This window comes from Serratia sp. CY38905 (assembly GCF_052168875.1).
GTDB classification, from domain to species: domain Bacteria; phylum Pseudomonadota; class Gammaproteobacteria; order Enterobacterales; family Enterobacteriaceae; genus Serratia; species Serratia sarumanii.
Window position 1 is genome coordinate 130068 of sequence record NZ_JBJNLV010000006.1, and the last position, 17117, is coordinate 147184.

The 17117-nt window shown below is 60.5% G+C and carries 18 protein-coding genes; 15 read left to right on the plus strand and 3 right to left on the minus strand.

Features of this window, described 5'->3' with window-relative positions; genetic code table 11:
• Positions 1-2 precede the first annotated feature (2 nt).
• From fdx to ACJ8MK_RS15140, 15 genes are all read left to right on the plus strand, one after another.
• A complete protein-coding gene (fdx, locus tag ACJ8MK_RS15070; RefSeq protein WP_004941417.1) occupies positions 3-338 on the plus strand; it encodes an ISC system 2Fe-2S type ferredoxin in 336 nt (111 codons plus the stop codon).
• 32 nt (positions 339-370) lie between these two features.
• Entirely contained in the window at positions 371-571 is a 201-nt protein-coding gene (gene iscX / locus ACJ8MK_RS15075) for a Fe-S cluster assembly protein IscX (RefSeq protein ID WP_006327336.1), read from the plus strand.
• Between the two features lie 300 nt (positions 572-871).
• The gene (gene pepB, locus ACJ8MK_RS15080; RefSeq protein WP_060431308.1) at positions 872-2167 is read left to right on the plus strand and encodes an aminopeptidase PepB; all 1296 of its coding nucleotides are present in this window, start codon (positions 872-874) and stop codon (positions 2165-2167) included.
• Positions 2168-2256: 89 nt separating this feature from the next.
• The gene (sseB, locus tag ACJ8MK_RS15085; RefSeq protein WP_033635596.1) at positions 2257-3087 is read left to right on the plus strand and encodes an enhanced serine sensitivity protein SseB; all 831 of its coding nucleotides are present in this window, start codon (positions 2257-2259) and stop codon (positions 3085-3087) included.
• A 162-nt stretch (positions 3088-3249) separates the two neighbouring features.
• Positions 3250-3675 (plus strand): nucleoside-diphosphate kinase, encoded by a 426-nt coding sequence (gene ndk / locus ACJ8MK_RS15090; RefSeq protein WP_004941424.1) that lies wholly within the window; start codon positions 3250-3252, stop codon positions 3673-3675.
• 237 nt (positions 3676-3912) lie between these two features.
• On the plus strand, positions 3913-5109 hold the full coding sequence (locus ACJ8MK_RS15095) for a bifunctional tRNA (adenosine(37)-C2)-methyltransferase TrmG/ribosomal RNA large subunit methyltransferase RlmN (RefSeq protein ID WP_004941426.1): 1197 nt from the start codon (positions 3913-3915) through the stop codon (positions 5107-5109).
• Positions 5110-5207: 98 nt separating this feature from the next.
• Positions 5208-5957, plus strand: a complete 750-nt coding sequence (gene pilW, locus ACJ8MK_RS15100) for a type IV pilus biogenesis/stability protein PilW (RefSeq protein WP_039568691.1) — start codon at positions 5208-5210, stop codon at positions 5955-5957.
• Positions 5947-6921: a cytoskeleton protein RodZ gene (rodZ, locus tag ACJ8MK_RS15105; protein ID WP_060428974.1), complete on the plus strand. Its 975-nt coding sequence runs from the start codon at positions 5947-5949 to the stop codon at positions 6919-6921. Before pilW ends, rodZ begins: the two co-directional genes overlap by 11 nt.
• Positions 6922-6968: 47 nt before the next feature.
• Positions 6969-8090 carry a flavodoxin-dependent (E)-4-hydroxy-3-methylbut-2-enyl-diphosphate synthase gene (gene ispG / locus ACJ8MK_RS15110; RefSeq protein WP_103799201.1) on the plus strand — a complete coding sequence of 374 codons (1122 nt, stop codon included), beginning with the start codon at positions 6969-6971 and terminating at the stop codon, positions 8088-8090.
• Between the two features lie 139 nt (positions 8091-8229).
• A complete protein-coding gene (hisS, locus tag ACJ8MK_RS15115) occupies positions 8230-9504 on the plus strand; it encodes a histidine--tRNA ligase (RefSeq protein ID WP_033635593.1) in 1275 nt (424 codons plus the stop codon).
• A 13-nt stretch (positions 9505-9517) separates the two neighbouring features.
• Complete coding sequence (locus ACJ8MK_RS15120; protein WP_033635592.1) at positions 9518-10138, plus strand: YfgM family protein; 621 nt, start codon at positions 9518-9520, stop codon at positions 10136-10138.
• Between the two features lie 11 nt (positions 10139-10149).
• Positions 10150-11331 (plus strand): outer membrane protein assembly factor BamB, encoded by a 1182-nt coding sequence (gene bamB, locus ACJ8MK_RS15125; protein WP_033648914.1) that lies wholly within the window; start codon positions 10150-10152, stop codon positions 11329-11331.
• Positions 11332-11462: 131 nt separating this feature from the next.
• Positions 11463-12953 (plus strand): ribosome biogenesis GTPase Der, encoded by a 1491-nt coding sequence (gene der / locus ACJ8MK_RS15130; RefSeq protein WP_004941442.1) that lies wholly within the window; start codon positions 11463-11465, stop codon positions 12951-12953.
• A gap of 99 nt (positions 12954-13052) precedes the next feature.
• Positions 13053-14009, plus strand: coding sequence for an AEC family transporter (locus ACJ8MK_RS15135; protein WP_047730075.1), 957 nt, complete (start codon positions 13053-13055; stop codon positions 14007-14009).
• Between the two features lie 12 nt (positions 14010-14021).
• Complete coding sequence (locus tag ACJ8MK_RS15140; RefSeq protein WP_442517858.1) at positions 14022-14243, plus strand: zinc ribbon domain-containing protein; 222 nt, start codon at positions 14022-14024, stop codon at positions 14241-14243.
• 4 nt (positions 14244-14247) lie between these two features.
• Here the strand turns inward: ACJ8MK_RS15140 and ACJ8MK_RS15145 are convergent, their stop codons facing one another.
• From ACJ8MK_RS15145 to ACJ8MK_RS15155, 3 genes are all read right to left on the minus strand, one after another.
• Complete coding sequence (locus tag ACJ8MK_RS15145; RefSeq protein ID WP_033635587.1) at positions 14248-14589, minus strand: protealysin inhibitor emfourin; 342 nt, start codon at positions 14587-14589, stop codon at positions 14248-14250.
• Positions 14589-15614 carry a M4 family metallopeptidase gene (locus ACJ8MK_RS15150; RefSeq protein ID WP_442517859.1) on the minus strand — a complete coding sequence of 342 codons (1026 nt, stop codon included), beginning with the start codon at positions 15612-15614 and terminating at the stop codon, positions 14589-14591. Before ACJ8MK_RS15150 ends, ACJ8MK_RS15145 begins: the two co-directional genes overlap by 1 nt.
• 62 nt (positions 15615-15676) lie before the next feature.
• Positions 15677-16759, minus strand: a complete 1083-nt coding sequence (locus ACJ8MK_RS15155; RefSeq protein WP_442517860.1) for a LacI family DNA-binding transcriptional regulator — start codon at positions 16757-16759, stop codon at positions 15677-15679.
• Positions 16760-17117 lie beyond the last annotated feature (358 nt).

The window sequence follows — 17117 nt, forward strand, 5'->3', positions numbered from 1 at the left end:
CCATGCCTAAAATTGTTTTCCTGCCCCATCAAGATCTTTGCCCGGAAGGGGCGGTTCTGGAAGCTGAAAAAGGGGAGTCGATCCTCAACGTTGCGCTGCGCAACGGCATTGAAATCGAGCACGCCTGCGAGAAATCCTGCGCCTGCACCACCTGCCACTGCATCGTGCGTGAAGGCTTCGATTCGCTGGAAGAGAGCAGCGAGCTGGAAGACGACATGCTGGACAAGGCCTGGGGGCTGGAGCCGGAAAGCCGCCTGAGCTGCCAGGCGCTGGTCGCCGACGAAGATCTGGTGGTCGAAATGCCGCGCTACACCGTCAACCACGCGCGTGAGCATTAATTGTTAGCCGCAGCGCCAACCCGGAGATCATAATGGGACTGAAGTGGACCGACAGCCGAGAAATCGGCGAAGCCCTGTACGACCAATACCCGGACACCGATCCGAAAACCGTGCGTTTTACCGACATGCATCAGTGGATCTGCGATCTGGAAGAGTTCGACGACGATCCGCAGGCTTCCAACGAAAAAATACTGGAAGCGATCCTGCTGGTCTGGTTAGATGAAGCGGAGTAAATAGCGTAACGGGCTGCCATGGGCGGCCCGTTTATTTTGTATCCGACATACCCGTCGTCTTTCAAACCGCAGCGTTGTTACCTGCACGTAGTTACGTGGCCCATCCGTGGGCCACGCCCCAAGGGGCCGCTGCGAGCAGCGTTCAAATCTGCTCCCGGCAGATTTGTCTTACCCCAGTCACTTACCTGAGTAAGCTCCTGGGGATGAGATCGCTGGGCGCCTAGCTGCAATTTGAAATCCATAGGGTATGCAATAAAGCCCTAATGAAATAATAAAGGGAACATCCGGAGTAAGAAGGCTATGACAACAGAATTTATGCAGGTCACGCTGTCGCAACAACCTGCCGACGCCCGTTGGGGCGAAAAAGCGCTGCTCAGCACCAACGGCGAAGGGATGACCATCCACCTGACCGGCGCCGACAAGCTGGGCGCGATCCAGCGCGCGGGCCGCAAAATTGACGGTCAGGGCATCAAAAACGTCAAGCTGGCCGGCGACGGTTGGGACTTGGAAAACAGCTGGGCGTTTTGGCAGGGGTACCGCGGGCCGAAAGGGCAGCGCAACGTCGAATGGGCCGAGCTGCCGGAAGCCGCACGTCAGGAGCTGGATAAGCGCCTGAAGATCGTTGACTGGGTGCGTGACACCATCAACATGCCGGCGGAAGAGCTGGGGCCGGAGCAACTGGCGACCCGCGCCGTCGATCTGATGTGCGACGTCGGCTGCGATGCCGTCAGCTACCGCATCACCAAGGGCGAAGATCTGCGCGAGCAGAACTATGCCGGCATCCACACCGTCGGCCGCGGCTCCGAGCGCCCACCGGTGCTGCTGGCGCTCGACTTCAACCCGACCGGTAACCCGGATGCGCCGGTGTTCGCCTGCCTGGTCGGCAAGGGCATCACCTTCGATACCGGCGGTTATAGCCTGAAACAGAGCGCCTTTATGGACTCGATGAAGGCTGACATGGGCGGTGCGGCCACCATCACCGGCGCCCTGGCGCTGGCGGCGGCGCGCGGCCTGAAGCAGCGCGTGAAGCTGTACCTGTGCTGCGCCGACAACATGGTCAGCGGCAACGCTTTCAAACTGGGCGATATCATTCGCTACCGCAACGGCAAAACCGTTGAGGTGATGAACACCGATGCGGAAGGGCGCCTGGTGCTGGCCGACGGCCTGATCGACGCTTCTGAGCAGAACCCGCAGCTGATTATCGACTGCGCCACCCTGACCGGCGCCGCGAAAACCGCGGTCGGCAACGACTACCATGCGCTGTTCAGCTTCGACGACGCGCTGGCGCAGGAGCTGCTGAACAGCGCCACCGCCGAGCAAGAGCCGTTCTGGCGTCTGCCGCTGGCCGAGTTCCACCGCAGCCAACTGCCGTCCAACTTTGCCGAGCTGAACAACGTGGCCGGCCCGGCCTACACCGCCGGCGCCAGCACCGCGGCGGCCTTCCTGTCGCACTTCGTCAAGAACTACCAACAAGGCTGGCTGCACATCGACTGTTCCGCCACCTACCGCAAAGGCGCGGTGGAGCAGTGGTCGGCCGGCGCGACCGGTCTGGGCGTGCGTACCCTGGCCAACCTGCTGCTGAGCAAAACCAAATAATTGAACGCCCGCTGCGTCGGGCGCTAGAATGCGCATTATCTTCGGGGCCCAGCATGCTGGGCCTCGCTATTTGATCCCTGGAGTTTGCCATGAGTGCCCATCATCACGATGCCGCCCCGAGCGAGAACGAACTTGAACGCCTGCTGAAGCTGGCGGTGACGGAGCCGGCCCACCGCCCGGCGTTCTTCCGTGAACTGCTCGACGCCACGGTGCTGATCCTCGGCGACAGCGAGCAGGTGCAGCAGGACGGCGACATCGCGCTGAACGCGGATACGCCGGTCAATATCCAGCATTGGGAGAAGCAGGACGGCGGCAGCATCATTCCGTTCTTCACCTCGCTGGAAGCGCTGCAGAAAGCCGTTGAGGACGAACAGCCGTTCATCGCCATGCCGGCGCGGGTGCTGTTCGAAATCACCCAGGGCGCGGATCTGTTCCTCAACCCGAAGGCGGAGTACGGCAAGGAGTTCTACCCGGAAGAGGTGGCGATGCTGCTGGCGACCGGCGGCGTCGTCAAACCGGTGGAGCATTACGTCGATAAAGAGACCCAAATCCTGCTGGGGCAGCCCGAAGAGTACCCGTCGGCGATGGTGGATGCGTTGACCACGCTGTTCAGCCAGCGCAAGCCGGTGCGCCGCGCGTTTCTGGCGCTGATGCACGATCAGGCGGCGGACGAGAAGCCGAATCTGCTGATCGGGCTGGAAGTGGACGCCGAGCCGGCGGAGATCGAGGCGTTGATCAACGAGGCCGGCAGCGTCGCCAGCGAAACGGCGCCGAACGACGAACCGGTGGATTTCTGCCTGGTGTCGGAGAACGAGCGCGGCATCAGCCACTATCTTATCTCCCATACGCAGCCGTTTTATCAGCGCCGCTGGGGCAGCTGGCTGCGCAATTTGATCCCGTCTACCGACAAGACCCAGTAGCGCCGCCGCGTGGTCAAATATGAATCATGAAGATCATATTTTTTTAATGAAATGTTGATTTTCCCGTAGGCAAGCGTTAACGGCGCACATATAATCTGCGCCACTTGAGAAGGCCGGCAACATTGCAGACCGGCCTGTTTTGGAAGTCATACAGAGGCCATCATGACCGTAGAACGTACCTTTTCCATCGTTAAACCAAACGCTGTAGCCAACAACGACATCGGCGCTATCTACGCTCGTTTCGAGCGCGCCGGTTTCAAAATCATCGCCGCTAAAATGCTGCGTCTGACTCGCGAGCAAGCTGAAGGCTTCTACGCTGAGCACAAAGGCCGCCCATTCTTCGACGGTCTGGTTGAGTTCATGACCTCCGGCCCAATCATGGTGCAGGTTCTGGAATCTGAAAACGCCGTGCAGCGCAACCGCGACATCATGGGCGCAACCAACCCGGACAATGCGCTGGCTGGTACCCTGCGTGCCGACTACGCGGACAGCTTCACCGCTAACGCCGTTCACGGTTCCGATTCCGTTGAATCCGCACAGCGCGAAATCGCTTACTTCTTCAACGAAAGCGAAATCTGCGCACGTTAATCGTGCCGTTTCTTGGCTGATAACCAGGCATTCACCGGCTGATACAATAAAAATGCCCTGAATGCCTTTCAGCCGTAGCCACCCGCTACTAAAATTTGTACAATGCCGCGCCCCTGATAAGACGACTTGTCAGGGGCGTGTTTTTAGTGCCGCCACCCGAATCATGCGGGCTGAAATGCACAACTTACTGTCCATTCTTTAGCGCCATAACGTGTAATAACGAGGCCAGAGATCATTATGTTAGAACCCATCACGTCCGAGCACACCGTGTCTGAAAATAATTCGCTGACTACCCCCTCCGTTAACGTGGAGCAACCGGCTGCGGCCAAAATCAACCTGCTGGACCTGAACCGCCAGCAAATGCGCGAGTTCTTCGCCGAAATGGGCGAGAAACCGTTCCGCGCCGATCAGGTGATGAAGTGGATTTACCACTACTGCTGCGACGATTTCGAGCAGATGACCGACATCAACAAAGTCCTGCGCGGCAAGCTGCAACGCGTGGCGGAAATCCGCGCGCCGGAAGTGGCGGAAGAACAGCGTTCGGCCGACGGCACCATCAAGTGGGCGATTAAAGTCGGCGATCAGCAGGTCGAAACCGTGTATATCCCGGAAGCCGACCGCGCGACGCTGTGCGTCTCCTCGCAGGTAGGCTGCGCGCTGGAGTGCAAATTCTGTTCGACGGCGCAGCAGGGCTTCAACCGCAACCTGCGCGTGTCGGAAATCATCGGCCAGGTGTGGCGCGCGGCGAAAATCATCGGCGCGCTGAAGGTGACCGGCCAACGCCCGATCACCAACGTGGTAATGATGGGGATGGGCGAGCCGCTGCTCAACCTGAACAACGTGGTGCCAGCGATGGAAATCATGCTGGACGACTTCGGCTTTGGCCTGTCCAAACGCCGCGTGACCCTGTCTACCTCCGGCGTGGTGCCGGCGCTGGACAAGCTGGGCGACATGATCGACGTGGCGCTGGCGATCTCGCTGCACGCGCCGAACGACACCATCCGCGATGAGATCGTGCCGATCAACCGCAAGTACAACATCGAGACCTTCCTGTCCGCGGTGCGTCGCTATTTGGAGAAATCCAACGCCAACCAGGGCCGCGTGACCGTCGAGTACGTGATGCTGGATCATATCAACGACAGCACCGACGATGCGCATCAGCTGGCGGAAGTGCTGAAAGACACGCCGTGCAAGATCAACCTGATCCCATGGAACCCGTTCCCGGGTGCCCCTTACGGCCGCAGCTCCAACAGCCGGGTGGATCGTTTCTCCAAGGTGTTGATGGAATACGGCTTTACGACTATTGTTCGTAAAACCCGTGGTGACGATATCGACGCCGCCTGCGGGCAACTGGCGGGTGAAGTGATCGACCGTACCAAGCGTACCCTGAAGAAGAAAATGGCCGGGGAACCTATCAACGTACGGGCGGTCTGAATCCTATAGCACCATTTTTTGTTATCTAACAGCCTGTTATGCGAAAGCGTGTCGCTGGCGGGCGTTAGCTGACGGCCGATAAGGAAATGAATGCGGGCATGAAGCTGAAACTGTGGGGTGTGTGGCTGGCGGCCGGGTTGTTGGCCGGGTGTTCCGGTTCAGCGCCGGAAAAGGAAGCACAAGTCTCTGAGGCGGGCCAAACGCGGTTGCAGCTGGGCCTGGAGTACCTGCAGCAAGGCGACATGGACGCCGCGCGCCAGAACCTGGAAAAGGCGCTGGACGCGGCCCCGCAGGATTACCGCACGCAGTTGGGCATGGCGCTCTATGAGCAGCGGATCGGTGAAAATGCCGCGGCCGAACAGCGTTATCGGCAAGCGCTCAAACTTGCGCCGGGCAATGGCACCGTATTGAATAATTACGGTGCGTTTCTTTGCAGTTTAGGGCAGTATGTACCGGCGCAACAGCAGTTTAGCGCTGCGGCGCTGGCGCCCGATTATGGCCAGGTCGCCGACAGCCTGGAAAACGCAGGTTACTGTTTTCTCAAGGCCGGACAAAACGATGAGGCGCGCACGCTGTTGAGCCGCGCGCTGAAAGTCGATCCGGACAAAGGCACTCCGCTGTTGGCGGAGGCCGAAAAGCAATTTGGAGAAGGGAAGCGCGCCCAGTCGCAACTTTTATTGGATGTTTATCAGCATGTTCTGCCGGCCAGCGCCAGCAGCTTATGGTTACAGATTCGTTTCGCCGCGTTAGCCGGCCGTCAGGATAGCGTTCAACGCTATGGCAAGCAGCTAGCGCGAAGTTTTCCACAATCCAAACAGTACCAGCAGTTCTTAGCTAATGAATACTGAAGCCTCCCAAGATAAAACCGTATCCATGACGACGGGCCAGCGCCTGCGTCAGGCCCGTGAGCAACTCGGGCTGAGCCAACAGACCGTTGCAGAACGCCTGTGTCTCAAAATGTCCACCGTGCGCGATATCGAGGAAGACAGCGTGTCCGCTGACCTCGCTTCCACCTTCGTGCGCGGCTACATCCGTTCCTACGCCAAGCTGGTGCATTTGCCGGAAGACGAACTGCTGCCGATGCTGGCCAAGCAGGCGCCGTTGAAGATGGCGAAAGTGGCGCCGATGCAAAGCTTCTCGCTGGGCAAGCGCCGCAAGAAACGCGACGGCTGGCTGATGAGCTTCACCTGGCTTATCGTGTTCGTGGTGATCGGCCTGACCGGCGCCTGGTGGTGGCAAAACCACAAGGCCCAGCAGGAAGAGATCGCCACCATGGCCGATCAGTCCTCCGCGCAACTTTCGCAGAATAACGAAGGGCAGTCCGTGCCGCTGACCGACGGCAATGCCGATACCGGCACCAACGTGCCGTTGACCGACAACAGCGCCGCGCCGGCCGATACTGGCGCAGCGGCTCAGGCGCCGGCGGCGACCGCCCAGGCGCCGAGCGCGGCTCAGCAGCAGCCTGCCGTGGTGTCGCCAAGCCAGACCACCCTGCCGGAAACCGCGCCGGCGGCACAGGCGCCGTTGCCGACCGCCGATGCGGGCGTGGCTGCGCCGGCGGCCGATCCGAATGCGCTGGTGATGGATTTCTCCGCCGACTGCTGGCTGCAGGTGACCGACGCGAGCGGTAAGACGCTGTTCAGCGGCACCCAGAAGCAGGGTGGCAAGCTGAACCTGACCGGCACTGCGCCGTATAAACTGACCATCGGCGCGCCGGCGGCAGTTCAGATCCAGTATCAGGGTAAACCGGTTGATTTAAGCCGGTTCGTTAAGTCAAACCGTGTTGCTCGCCTGACCGTCGCCGCGCAGTAATCGCGCGGCACCGGTCGTGATGTCAGAGCAGCAATGGAGAGTAAGTAATGCATAACCAAGCGCCCATCAACCGTCGAAAATCTACACGCATTTACGTCGGCAAGGTGCCTATTGGTGATGGCGCGCCGATTGCCGTGCAGTCGATGACCAACACCCGTACCACCGATGTTGAAGCAACGGTTAATCAGATCAAAGCGCTGGAGCGCGTGGGCGTCGACATCGTCCGCGTTTCGGTTCCTACCATGGACGCCGCCGAGGCGTTCAAGCTGATCAAGCAGCAGGTCAACGTGCCGCTGGTCGCCGATATCCACTTCGATTATCGCATCGCGCTGCAGGTTGCCGAATACGGCGTAGACTGCCTGCGCATCAACCCGGGCAACATCGGCAACGAATCGCGCATTCGCTCGGTGGTGGACTGCGCCCGCGACAAGAACATCCCGATTCGCATCGGCGTCAACGGCGGCTCGCTGGAGAAAGACCTGCAGGAAAAGTACGGCGAACCTACGCCGGAAGCGCTGCTGGAATCCGCCATGCGCCACGTGGACATCCTCGAACGCCTCAACTTCGACCAGTTTAAGGTCAGCGTCAAGGCGTCGGACGTGTTCCTGGCGGTGCAATCCTACCGCCTGCTGGCGTCGCGCATCGATCAGCCGCTGCATCTGGGCATCACCGAAGCCGGCGGCGCGCGCAGTGGGTCGGTCAAATCGGCCATCGGCCTGGGCATGCTGCTGTCTGAAGGCATCGGCGACACCCTGCGCATCTCGCTGGCGGCGGATCCGGTCGAAGAAGTGAAGGTCGGTTTCGATATCCTGAAGTCGCTGCGCATCCGCGCGCGCGGTATCAACTTTATCGCCTGCCCGACCTGTTCGCGTCAGGAGTTCGACGTGATCGGCACGGTGAACGCGCTGGAGCAGCGCCTGGAAGATATCATCACGCCGATGGACGTTTCGATCATCGGCTGCGTGGTGAACGGCCCGGGCGAAGCGCTGGTGTCCACCATGGGCGTGACCGGCGGCCACAAGAAGAGCGGCTTCTATGAAGACGGCGTGCGCCAGAAAGAGCGTTTCGACAACGAACAGATGATCGACCAGTTGGAAGCGAAAATTCGCGCCAAGGCCGCGATGATGGACGAAAGCAACCGCATCACGGTCAACCTGCTGGAAAAATAAGCGTTATCGCTACACGGCGGGCCTGTTGGCCCGCTTGTTTATGAACCTGAAGGGCAGAAAACCGCATCCGCGTTGAATACCGGGCGGCAAAGTCCCTATAATCAGGTTCATTTTTACAGACAACGGACAGAGAACTCACGTGGCAAAGAACATTCAAGCCATTCGCGGCATGAACGACTACCTGCCGGAAGAAACGGCATTATGGCAGCGTATTGAAGGCACCCTCAAGCAGGTGCTGGGCAGCTACGGTTACAGCGAAATCCGGTTGCCGATTGTAGAGCAGACCCCGTTATTCAAACGCGCGATCGGTGAAGTGACCGACGTCGTGGAAAAAGAGATGTATACCTTCGAAGACCGCAACGGCGAAAGCCTGACGCTGCGTCCGGAAGGGACGGCCGGCTGCGTGCGCGCCGGCATCGAACATGGTCTGCTGTACAATCAGGAACAGCGTCTGTGGTACATCGGCCCGATGTTCCGCTACGAGCGCCCGCAGAAGGGTCGTTACCGTCAGTTCCATCAGCTGGGCGCGGAAGTGTTCGGCCTGCAAGGCCCGGACGTCGACGCCGAGCTGATCCTGCTGACCGCCCGCTGGTGGAAAGCGCTGGGCATCGCCGAGCACGTCAAGCTGGAGTTGAACTCCATCGGTTCGCTGGAGGCGCGCGCCAACTACCGCGACGCGTTGGTGGCGTTCCTGGAGCAGCACGTCGAGGTGCTGGACGAAGACTGCAAACGCCGCATGTACAGCAATCCGCTGCGCGTGCTGGACTCCAAGAATCCTGAGGTGCAGGCGCTGCTGAACGACGCGCCGCGCCTGTCCGAGTACCTGGATGAAGAATCCCGTGCTCACTTCGCCGGTCTGTGTGAACTTTTGGCGCAGGCAGGTATCCCATATACCGTTAACGAGCGCCTGGTGCGCGGTCTGGATTACTACAACCGCACCGTGTTTGAGTGGGTAACCACCAGCCTGGGCGCGCAGGGCACCGTCTGCGCGGGCGGCCGTTACGACGGCCTGGTCGAGCAACTGGGCGGCCGCGCCACCCCGGCGGTCGGTTTCGCCATGGGCCTCGAACGCCTGGTGTTGCTGGTGCAGGCGGTTAACCCGGAATTCAAGGCGCCGTCGGCTATCGACGTGTACGTCATCTCTTCCGGCGCGGGCACCCAGAGCGCGGCGATGCAGCTGGCTGAACAGGTGCGCGACGCGGCGCCGCAGCTGAAGCTGATGACCAATTACGGCGGCGGCAACTTCAAGAAGCAGATCACCCGTGCGGACAAATGGGGCGCGCGCATCGCGCTGATCCTGGGTGAGAGCGAAGTGGCGGCGCAGCAGGTGGTGGTGAAAGACCTGCGCAGTGGTGAACAAGAAACGCTGGCGCAAAGCGAAGTCGCTGCGCGTCTGGCTTTGATGTTAGGTTAAGGAGAAGGACACCGTGGAAGTCTATACCACTGAAAACGAACAAGTCGACGCACTGCGTCGGTTCTTTGCCGAGAACGGCAAAGCGCTGGCGGTGGGCGTGGTGCTCGGAATTGGTGCCCTGGTTGGCTGGCGTTACTGGCAGAGCCATGAAAACTCCAACATGATGGCTGCGTCGCAATCCTATCAGGAAGCCAGCGATCGTCTGGCGGCCGGCAAGCCGGATGACGTGGCTGCCGCGGAGAAATTTGTCCAGGCTAACGGCAACAGCTACGGCGTATTGGCCGCGCTGCAGTTGGCCAAGCACTTTGTCGAACAGAATGATTTCGCCAAGGCGGAACAGCAATTGGCGCTGGCGCAGGGCCAGACCAAAGATGACAACCTGTTGGCGATGATCGACCTGCGTCTGGCGCGCGTCCAGCTGCAGGAGAAAAAGCTGGATGAAGCGCTGAAAACGCTGGATGGCGTGAAAGGCGAAGGCTGGGCGGCGATGATGCAGGATGTGCGCGGCGATGTGCTGCTGGCCAAGGGCGACGCCAAGGGCGCGCGCGAAGCTTACAGCAAGGGCATTGAGTCCAACGCTTCTCAGGCGCTGCAGGTTCTGCTGCGCATGAAATTGAATAACTTGTCCAGCTAAGGGGAATTCCCATGCAATTGCGTAAAACACTCTTGGTCGGACTGGTTTCCGCTGCCTTGCTGAGTGGTTGCTCGCTGTTTAACAGCGAAGAAGACGTGGTTACCATGTCGCCGTTGCCGAAAGTTGAAAATCAGTTTACGCCGAGCAAGGCGTGGAGCACCTCGGTGGGCGACGGCATCGGTGAGTATTACTCCCACCTGCGTCCGGCCTATCAGGACAGCACCATTTACGCCGCCGATCGCTTCGGCATCGTGAAAGCGATGGACGCCGACAGCGGCAACGAGAAGTGGAAGGTCAATCTCTCCGAGAAGACCGGCTTCTTCTCCAGCAACCTGTCTGCGCTGCTGTCGGGCGGCCTGACGGTCGCGGGTGACAAGGTTTACGTCGGCAGCGAAAAAGCGGTGGTTTACGCATTGAACACCGCCGACGGCGCCATCGCCTGGCAGACCAAAGTGGCCGGCGAAGCGATCTCCCGTCCGGTTGTCAGCGACGGCATGGTGTTGGTGCACACCTCCAACGGCATGCTGCAGGCGCTGAACGAAGCCGACGGCGCGGTGAAATGGACGGTTAACCTGGACATGCCTTCGCTGTCGCTGCGCGGTGAATCCGCGCCGGCCGTCGCTTTTGGCGCCGCCATCGTCGGCGGTGACAACGGCCGCGTCAGCGCCGTGCTGATGCAGCAGGGTCAACTGATCTGGCAACAGCGTATTTCTCAGCCGAGCGGCGCGACCGAAATCGATCGCCTGAACGACGTGGACACCACGCCGGTGATCGTTGATGGCGTGGTCTACGCGCTGGGCTACAACGGCAACCTGACGGCGCTGGATCTGCGTTCCGGCCAGATCATCTGGAAACGCGAGCTGGGTTCGGTGAATGATTTCATCGTCGACGCGGGCCGCATCTACCTGATCGACCAAAACGATCGCGTCGTCGCGCTCAGCACCGAAGGCGGCGTGACCGTGTGGACGCAGAGCGATCTGCTGCACCGCAACCTGACGCCGCCGGTGATGTATAATGGTTATCTGGTGACCGGTGACGCCGAAGGCTATCTGCACTGGATCAACACCACCGATGGCCGTTTTGTCGCCCAGCAGGAAGTGGACAGCTCCGGCTTCCTGTCTGCGCCGATGGTGGCCGGCGACAAGCTGGTCATCCAGGCTCGCGGCGGGAAAGTTTACGCTTTCACCCGCTAACGCCGCTCGTCGCAAGGCTTGAAAACGGCTCCTGAATGTTCAGGGGCCGTTTCGTATTTTTATAAGCTGCACCGCTGGTGTCTATCCACAGTGCAGTAACGCATTGATTATTAAGTAATGAGGCTTCAAAAATGATACCTGTCGTCGCGCTGGTCGGGCGCCCGAATGTGGGTAAATCCACCTTGTTCAACCGTTTAACCCATACGCGCGATGCGCTGGTGGCGGATTTCCCGGGGCTGACGCGTGACCGCAAGTATGGTCGTGCTGAAATCGAAGGCAATGAATTCATCATCGTCGATACCGGCGGTATCGACGGCACCGAAGACGGCGTCGAAACGCGCATGGCCGGTCAGTCGCTACTGGCGATCGAAGAGGCGGACATCGTGCTGTTCATGGTCGACGCCCGCGCCGGCCTGATGCCGGCGGATCAGGGCATCGCTCAGCACCTGCGCAGCCGCCAGAAGGCGACCTTCCTGGTGGCCAACAAGACCGACGGCCTGGATCCGGATACCGCCACCGCCGATTTCTACTCGCTCGGCCTGGGTGAAGTGTTCGCTATCGCCGCTTCCCACGGCCGTGGCGTGACCCAGCTGATCGAACACGTGCTGGTGCCGTTCGTGCCGGAAAAACCGGAAGACGTCGAGCTGACCGAGGAAGAGGCCAACGCCGCTTACTGGGCCGAGCAAAACGGCGAAACGCTGGAAGGCGAAGAAGACGAAGAGCCGGAAGAAGCGTTCAACCCGCAGGATCTGCCGATCAAACTGGCGATCGTCGGTCGTCCGAACGTTGGTAAGTCTACGCTCACTAACCGCATCCTCGGCGAGGAGCGCGTGGTGGTGTATGACATGCCGGGCACCACCCGCGACAGCATCTACATTCCGATGGTGCGCGACGAACGCGAATATGTGCTGATCGACACCGCCGGGGTGCGTAAACGCGGCAAGGTGACCGAAACCGTCGAGAAGTTCTCGGTGATCAAAACCCTGCAGGCGATTGAAGACGCCAACGTCGTGCTGCTGGTGATCGACGCGCGTGAAGGCATCTCCGATCAAGATCTCTCGCTGCTCGGCTTTATCCTCAATAGTGGGCGCTCACTGGTGATTGCGGTCAACAAGTGGGACGGCATGAGCGAAGAAGATCGCGAGCACGTGAAAGAGATGCTCGACCTGCGTCTGGGCTTCGTTGACTTCGCGCGCGTGCACTTCATTTCCGCTCTGCACGGCAGCGGCGTCGGCAACCTGTTCGAATCGGTGCAGGAAGCCTACGAGTGCGCAACCCGCCGCGTAAATACCTCGATGCTGACCAAAATCATGCAGATGGCGGTTGACGATCACCAGCCGCCGTTGGTGCGCGGCCGCCGCGTGAAGCTGAAATATGCCCACGCCGGCGGTTACAACCCGCCGATCGTGGTGATCCACGGCAACCAGGTCAGCGATCTGGCCGATTCGTACAAACGCTATCTGATGAACTACTTCCGCCGCTCGCTGAACGTGATGGGGACGCCGATCCGCATCCAGTTCAAAGAGGGGGACAACCCGTTCGCCGGCAAACGCAACCTGCTGACGCCGACCCAGATGCGTAAGCGCAAGCGCCTGATGAGCCACCTGAAAAAGAGCAAGTAATCGCTCATGTGGGGCGCGGCAGTGATGCCGCGCCCCTTTTTTATTGGCCCGAAATCGTTTTATTATCTGAAGATTACCTCGCCTGCCTGAAGGAACACCATGTCCTGGGAAACCTGGAGTTTTGCGTTCAACGTCACCGTGCCGAATCTGTTGATGATGCTGCTGGGGATCCTGCTGCGCCATTGGCGCCTGATGGATGACCGCTTTGTCGACGGCGCGACCCGCCTGGTGTTCAATCTGGCGCTGCCGTGCCTGCTGTTTTTCAGCATCGCCACCAACCACCCGCAGCTGCTCGGCAACCTGCCGCTGGTGCTGTTTGGCGCGGTCGGCACGCTGGCGACCTTCCTGCTCCTGGAGCTGGCCGCCAAGTGGCTGGTGAAAGAGCCGCGTGAGCGAGGGGTGTTCGTACAGGGCGGTTTCCGCGCCAATACCGCCATCGTCGGCCTGGCCTACGCCATGACCGCCTACGGCAGCGAAGGGATTGCGCTCGCCTCGCTGTACCTGACGGTGACGGTGATCCTGTTCAACGTGCTGTCGGTCATCACCCTCACACGCAGCCTGCAGGGCGGGCAGGGCAAGAAAATCAGCCACCTGTCTTTGCTGCGCAGCATCGTTACCAATCCGCTGATCATTGGTCTGGTGTGCGGGCTGCTGTATGCGCAAACCGGGCTGGGCATCCCGACGGTGATCCGCCAGACCGGCAGCTATATCTCCGCGCTGTCGCTGCCGCTGGCGCTGCTGTGCACCGGCGCCAGCCTGGATTTTCGCGCCATGTTCCGCTCGTCCAACGTGGCGGCGCTGTCGTCGGCGGCCAAGCTGTTTCTGGTGCCGTGCCTGATGACGCTGGCCGGCTGGCTGTGCGGGTTTCAGGGGGCGGCGCTGGGCATTATCTTCCTGTTTTCCGCCACGCCGACCGCTTCGGGCAGCTATGTGATGACGCGCGCCATGGGCGGCAACGCCACGCTGGCGGCCAACATTATCGCCATCACCACCGTCGGTTCGTTCTTCACCACCGCGTTGGGGATCTATTTCTTGCGCTCATGGGGCGCGATTTAACCAGGAGTCGTTATGGAAGCGCACTGTCCGCACTGCCGTCAGACCATGAAGTGGGTAGCGGGTCACTACCATTGTGAAGCCTGTCAGCACGATTATCGGCAGCTGGCGAGCTGCCCGGCGTGCGGGCAGCCGCTGCAAGAATTGAAAGCCTGCGGGGCGGTGGATTACCTGTGCCAGAACGGGCACGGGCTGATCTCCAAAAAACGGGTGAATTTCAGCTATCAGCCGCTGTAAGTCCTCACTCATCCACCTGGCCGGTTTTCCACAGATCCACCAGCGCCTGCGGCGCGCTGCTTTCCGGGATTAACAGCACGATCTCAGTGCTCAGGGTGGGGCTGGTGTAGTTGATTTGCACGCGGTAGTAGCGCTGGTCGCCGCAGCCGGGGGAGGTGGGCTGGCCTTCTTCCTGCGCATAGGGTAGCGTCTGGTTCAGCAACTGATTCAGGCGCTGCCGCTGCTCCGGCGTGATATCGGCCAGCGCGATGCGGCGCTGGCCCGCCAGTTTGGGAATGTAGGCGAAGCCTCCCTCGCGCGCCAGCTCAATGACCGTATCCTGATTGAGCGTCGGCAGCGGTTTCATTATTCCACCCCCACCTGATGCCAGGCTTGCTGCACCTTGTCCGCCACGCTCTGGTCGAAACGCGCTAGCGCATGTTTCACCGTGGTGCGGGCGAAGGTGGCGAAGTCGGCGTTTTGCGGCAGCGCTTTGTCGCACACCGTGTCATACCAGACGTAACCGGCTTTCTCCCAGGCGAAGCCGCCCAGCGCCGTCGCCGCCAGGTAGAAGGCGCGGTTGGGGATGCCGGAGTTGAGGTGCACGCCGCCGTTGTCTTCCTTGGTCTGGATATAATCCTTCATGCTGGCGGGCTGCGGGTCTTTGCCCAGCAGCGGATCGTCGTAGGCGGTGCCGGGTGCCGACATCGAGCGCAGCCCTTGGCCTTTGATGCCCTCGGCGAGCAGCCCGGCGCCGATCAGCCAGTCGGCTTTATCGGCGGTTTGCTGCAGGTGGAACTGCTTGACCAACGAGCCGAATACGTCGGACAGCGTTTCATTGAGCGCCCCGGACTGCTGATAGTAGATCAACCCGGCTTCGCTCTCGGTCACGCCGTGCGCCAGCTCGTGGCCGACCACGTCGATGGCGATGGTGAAACGGTTGAAGATTTCGCCGTCACCGTCGCCGAACACCATCTGCTGGCCGTTCCAGAAGGCGTTCTGGTACTCCTTGCCGTAGTGTACGCTGCCGACCAGCGGCAGCCCCTGGTTATCCAGTGAATTGCGGCGATAGGCCTGCCAGAAGAAATCGTAGGTGACACCGAGGTAGTCGTAGGCTTCGTCCACCGCCACATCGTGGTTGCTGGGCTGGCCCTCTTTGCGCACCTGTTTGCCGGGCAGCTGGGTGCCGTTCTGGGCGTCGTAGATATCGCGGAGCGCTTCGCCGGCTCGGGCGTTTTTCTCGGTCGGCGAACGCAGCGGCTTGTTGCCGAGCAGGCTTTGCACGTGGTTCAGCGTGTGCAGCGCGCAGTCGCGCTGCGGGGCGTTGCCGTGTTCAATGATGCGGCGCAGCATGTAGGGAGGAATGACGGAACGCATGCGCTGGGCTGGCATAGTGGCTCTCCTTAGGCAAAAATTTTACCTCATCGAATGAATGCACTGTGCCTAAGTGTAGCCTACTCGTCATAAAGCCTGTGGTCATGCGTGCTCACCGCCGGCGCGGTCTTGTGCGGGCTGATGCGTCGCACCGAGGTGCGCACCGCCAGCCGGCCGTGCAGCAGCAGATTGCACGGCGGCGCGTCGGCGCGCAGCATGCGCCGCTGCAGCAGCTGGATCGCCTCGTAGCCCAGCTCGTCGCGCGGCACCTGCACCGAGGTCAGCGGCACATCGTGGATTTCCGCCAGATTGAAGCCGTCGGTGCTCATCACCGAGACGTCGCCCGGCACGCTCAGCCCCCGCTTGTTGAGCGCTTTGACCGCCCCGACCGCCATGTAGTCACCGCCGGCCAGGATCGCCGTCGGCAGCGGGGAGTGGCCGTGGATGCCATCGAGATAGGTGGTCAGCGCCTGCTCGGCCTCTTCGCCGCCGAAGCCGGAGGTGGTGATCAGATGGCGGCCGTCGTCGAACGGCAGATGATGCCGGGCGTAGGCCTGCCGGATGCCCGCCAGCCGCAGCTCCATGGTGTGGCGGCGCAGACACTGCAGATTGAGGATATGGCTGTGCCCCTGCTGGAACAGGTAGCTGGCGGAATAGTCGCCGATCAGCTGATGATCCGGCGAGACGCTGTCCAGCCGCATCTGCCGATCGCTGCAGTTGATCAGCACGCAGGGCTTGTGCAGATCGGCGGCCAGGGTGTGGATATGCTCGTCGTCGATGCCGATGATCAGCGCCGCTTCGGTGTGCGGGTCGCTCATCTTTTCCAGAAACAGCGCGCTGTCGCTGTGTTGCTCTTCCAGCCCGCAGTAGCGGATGCGCACCTCGTGCTCCATCAGCGCGGCGGCGATACCCTGAATGACCTTGTAGTAGAAGATGTCGGTGCGTACGTCGAACGCGCGCTGCGGCGCGAACACCATCACATTGTTCAGCATCAGTCGGCCGCTGGAAATGCCCTGCAGAATGCCGTTTTGCTGCGCACAGTCCAGCACCTTGCGGCGCGCCTCGGCGCTGGTGTTGGCCTTGCCTGCCAGCACGCGGGAAACGGTGCTGATCGACAGCCCGGTTTGGCGGGCGATCTCCTGAATTTTCAGCTTTCCGTTCATTCTGTGATCTCCTTCAAATTCGTCCGTGAGAATATTTTCATTGCAGATTTTCAGCGTCTTGACCGGATTTCTTGGTCATTATGACTATTTTTTCACCCGCCTGTGAAAATCTTTGCAAAAAACAGCGTTTCGCTGCGCGCTCTCGCTGAGTAGTCTGCATTGGTACACCAATTTTAGCGACCTGTCAGTCCAATTTTAACGGTGTGCGAAAATGAAAACAAAAATAAATCATGGGGTTGTGATTGTCTGTCGGCCAATGATATGGCGCCGACCCGTTTTCACCGTCCCGTGTTTGATAGCACAACGTACCCTACCAAAACGCGCGTCGCCGTAGTCGGCGGCCGCGGGGAGAGAACCG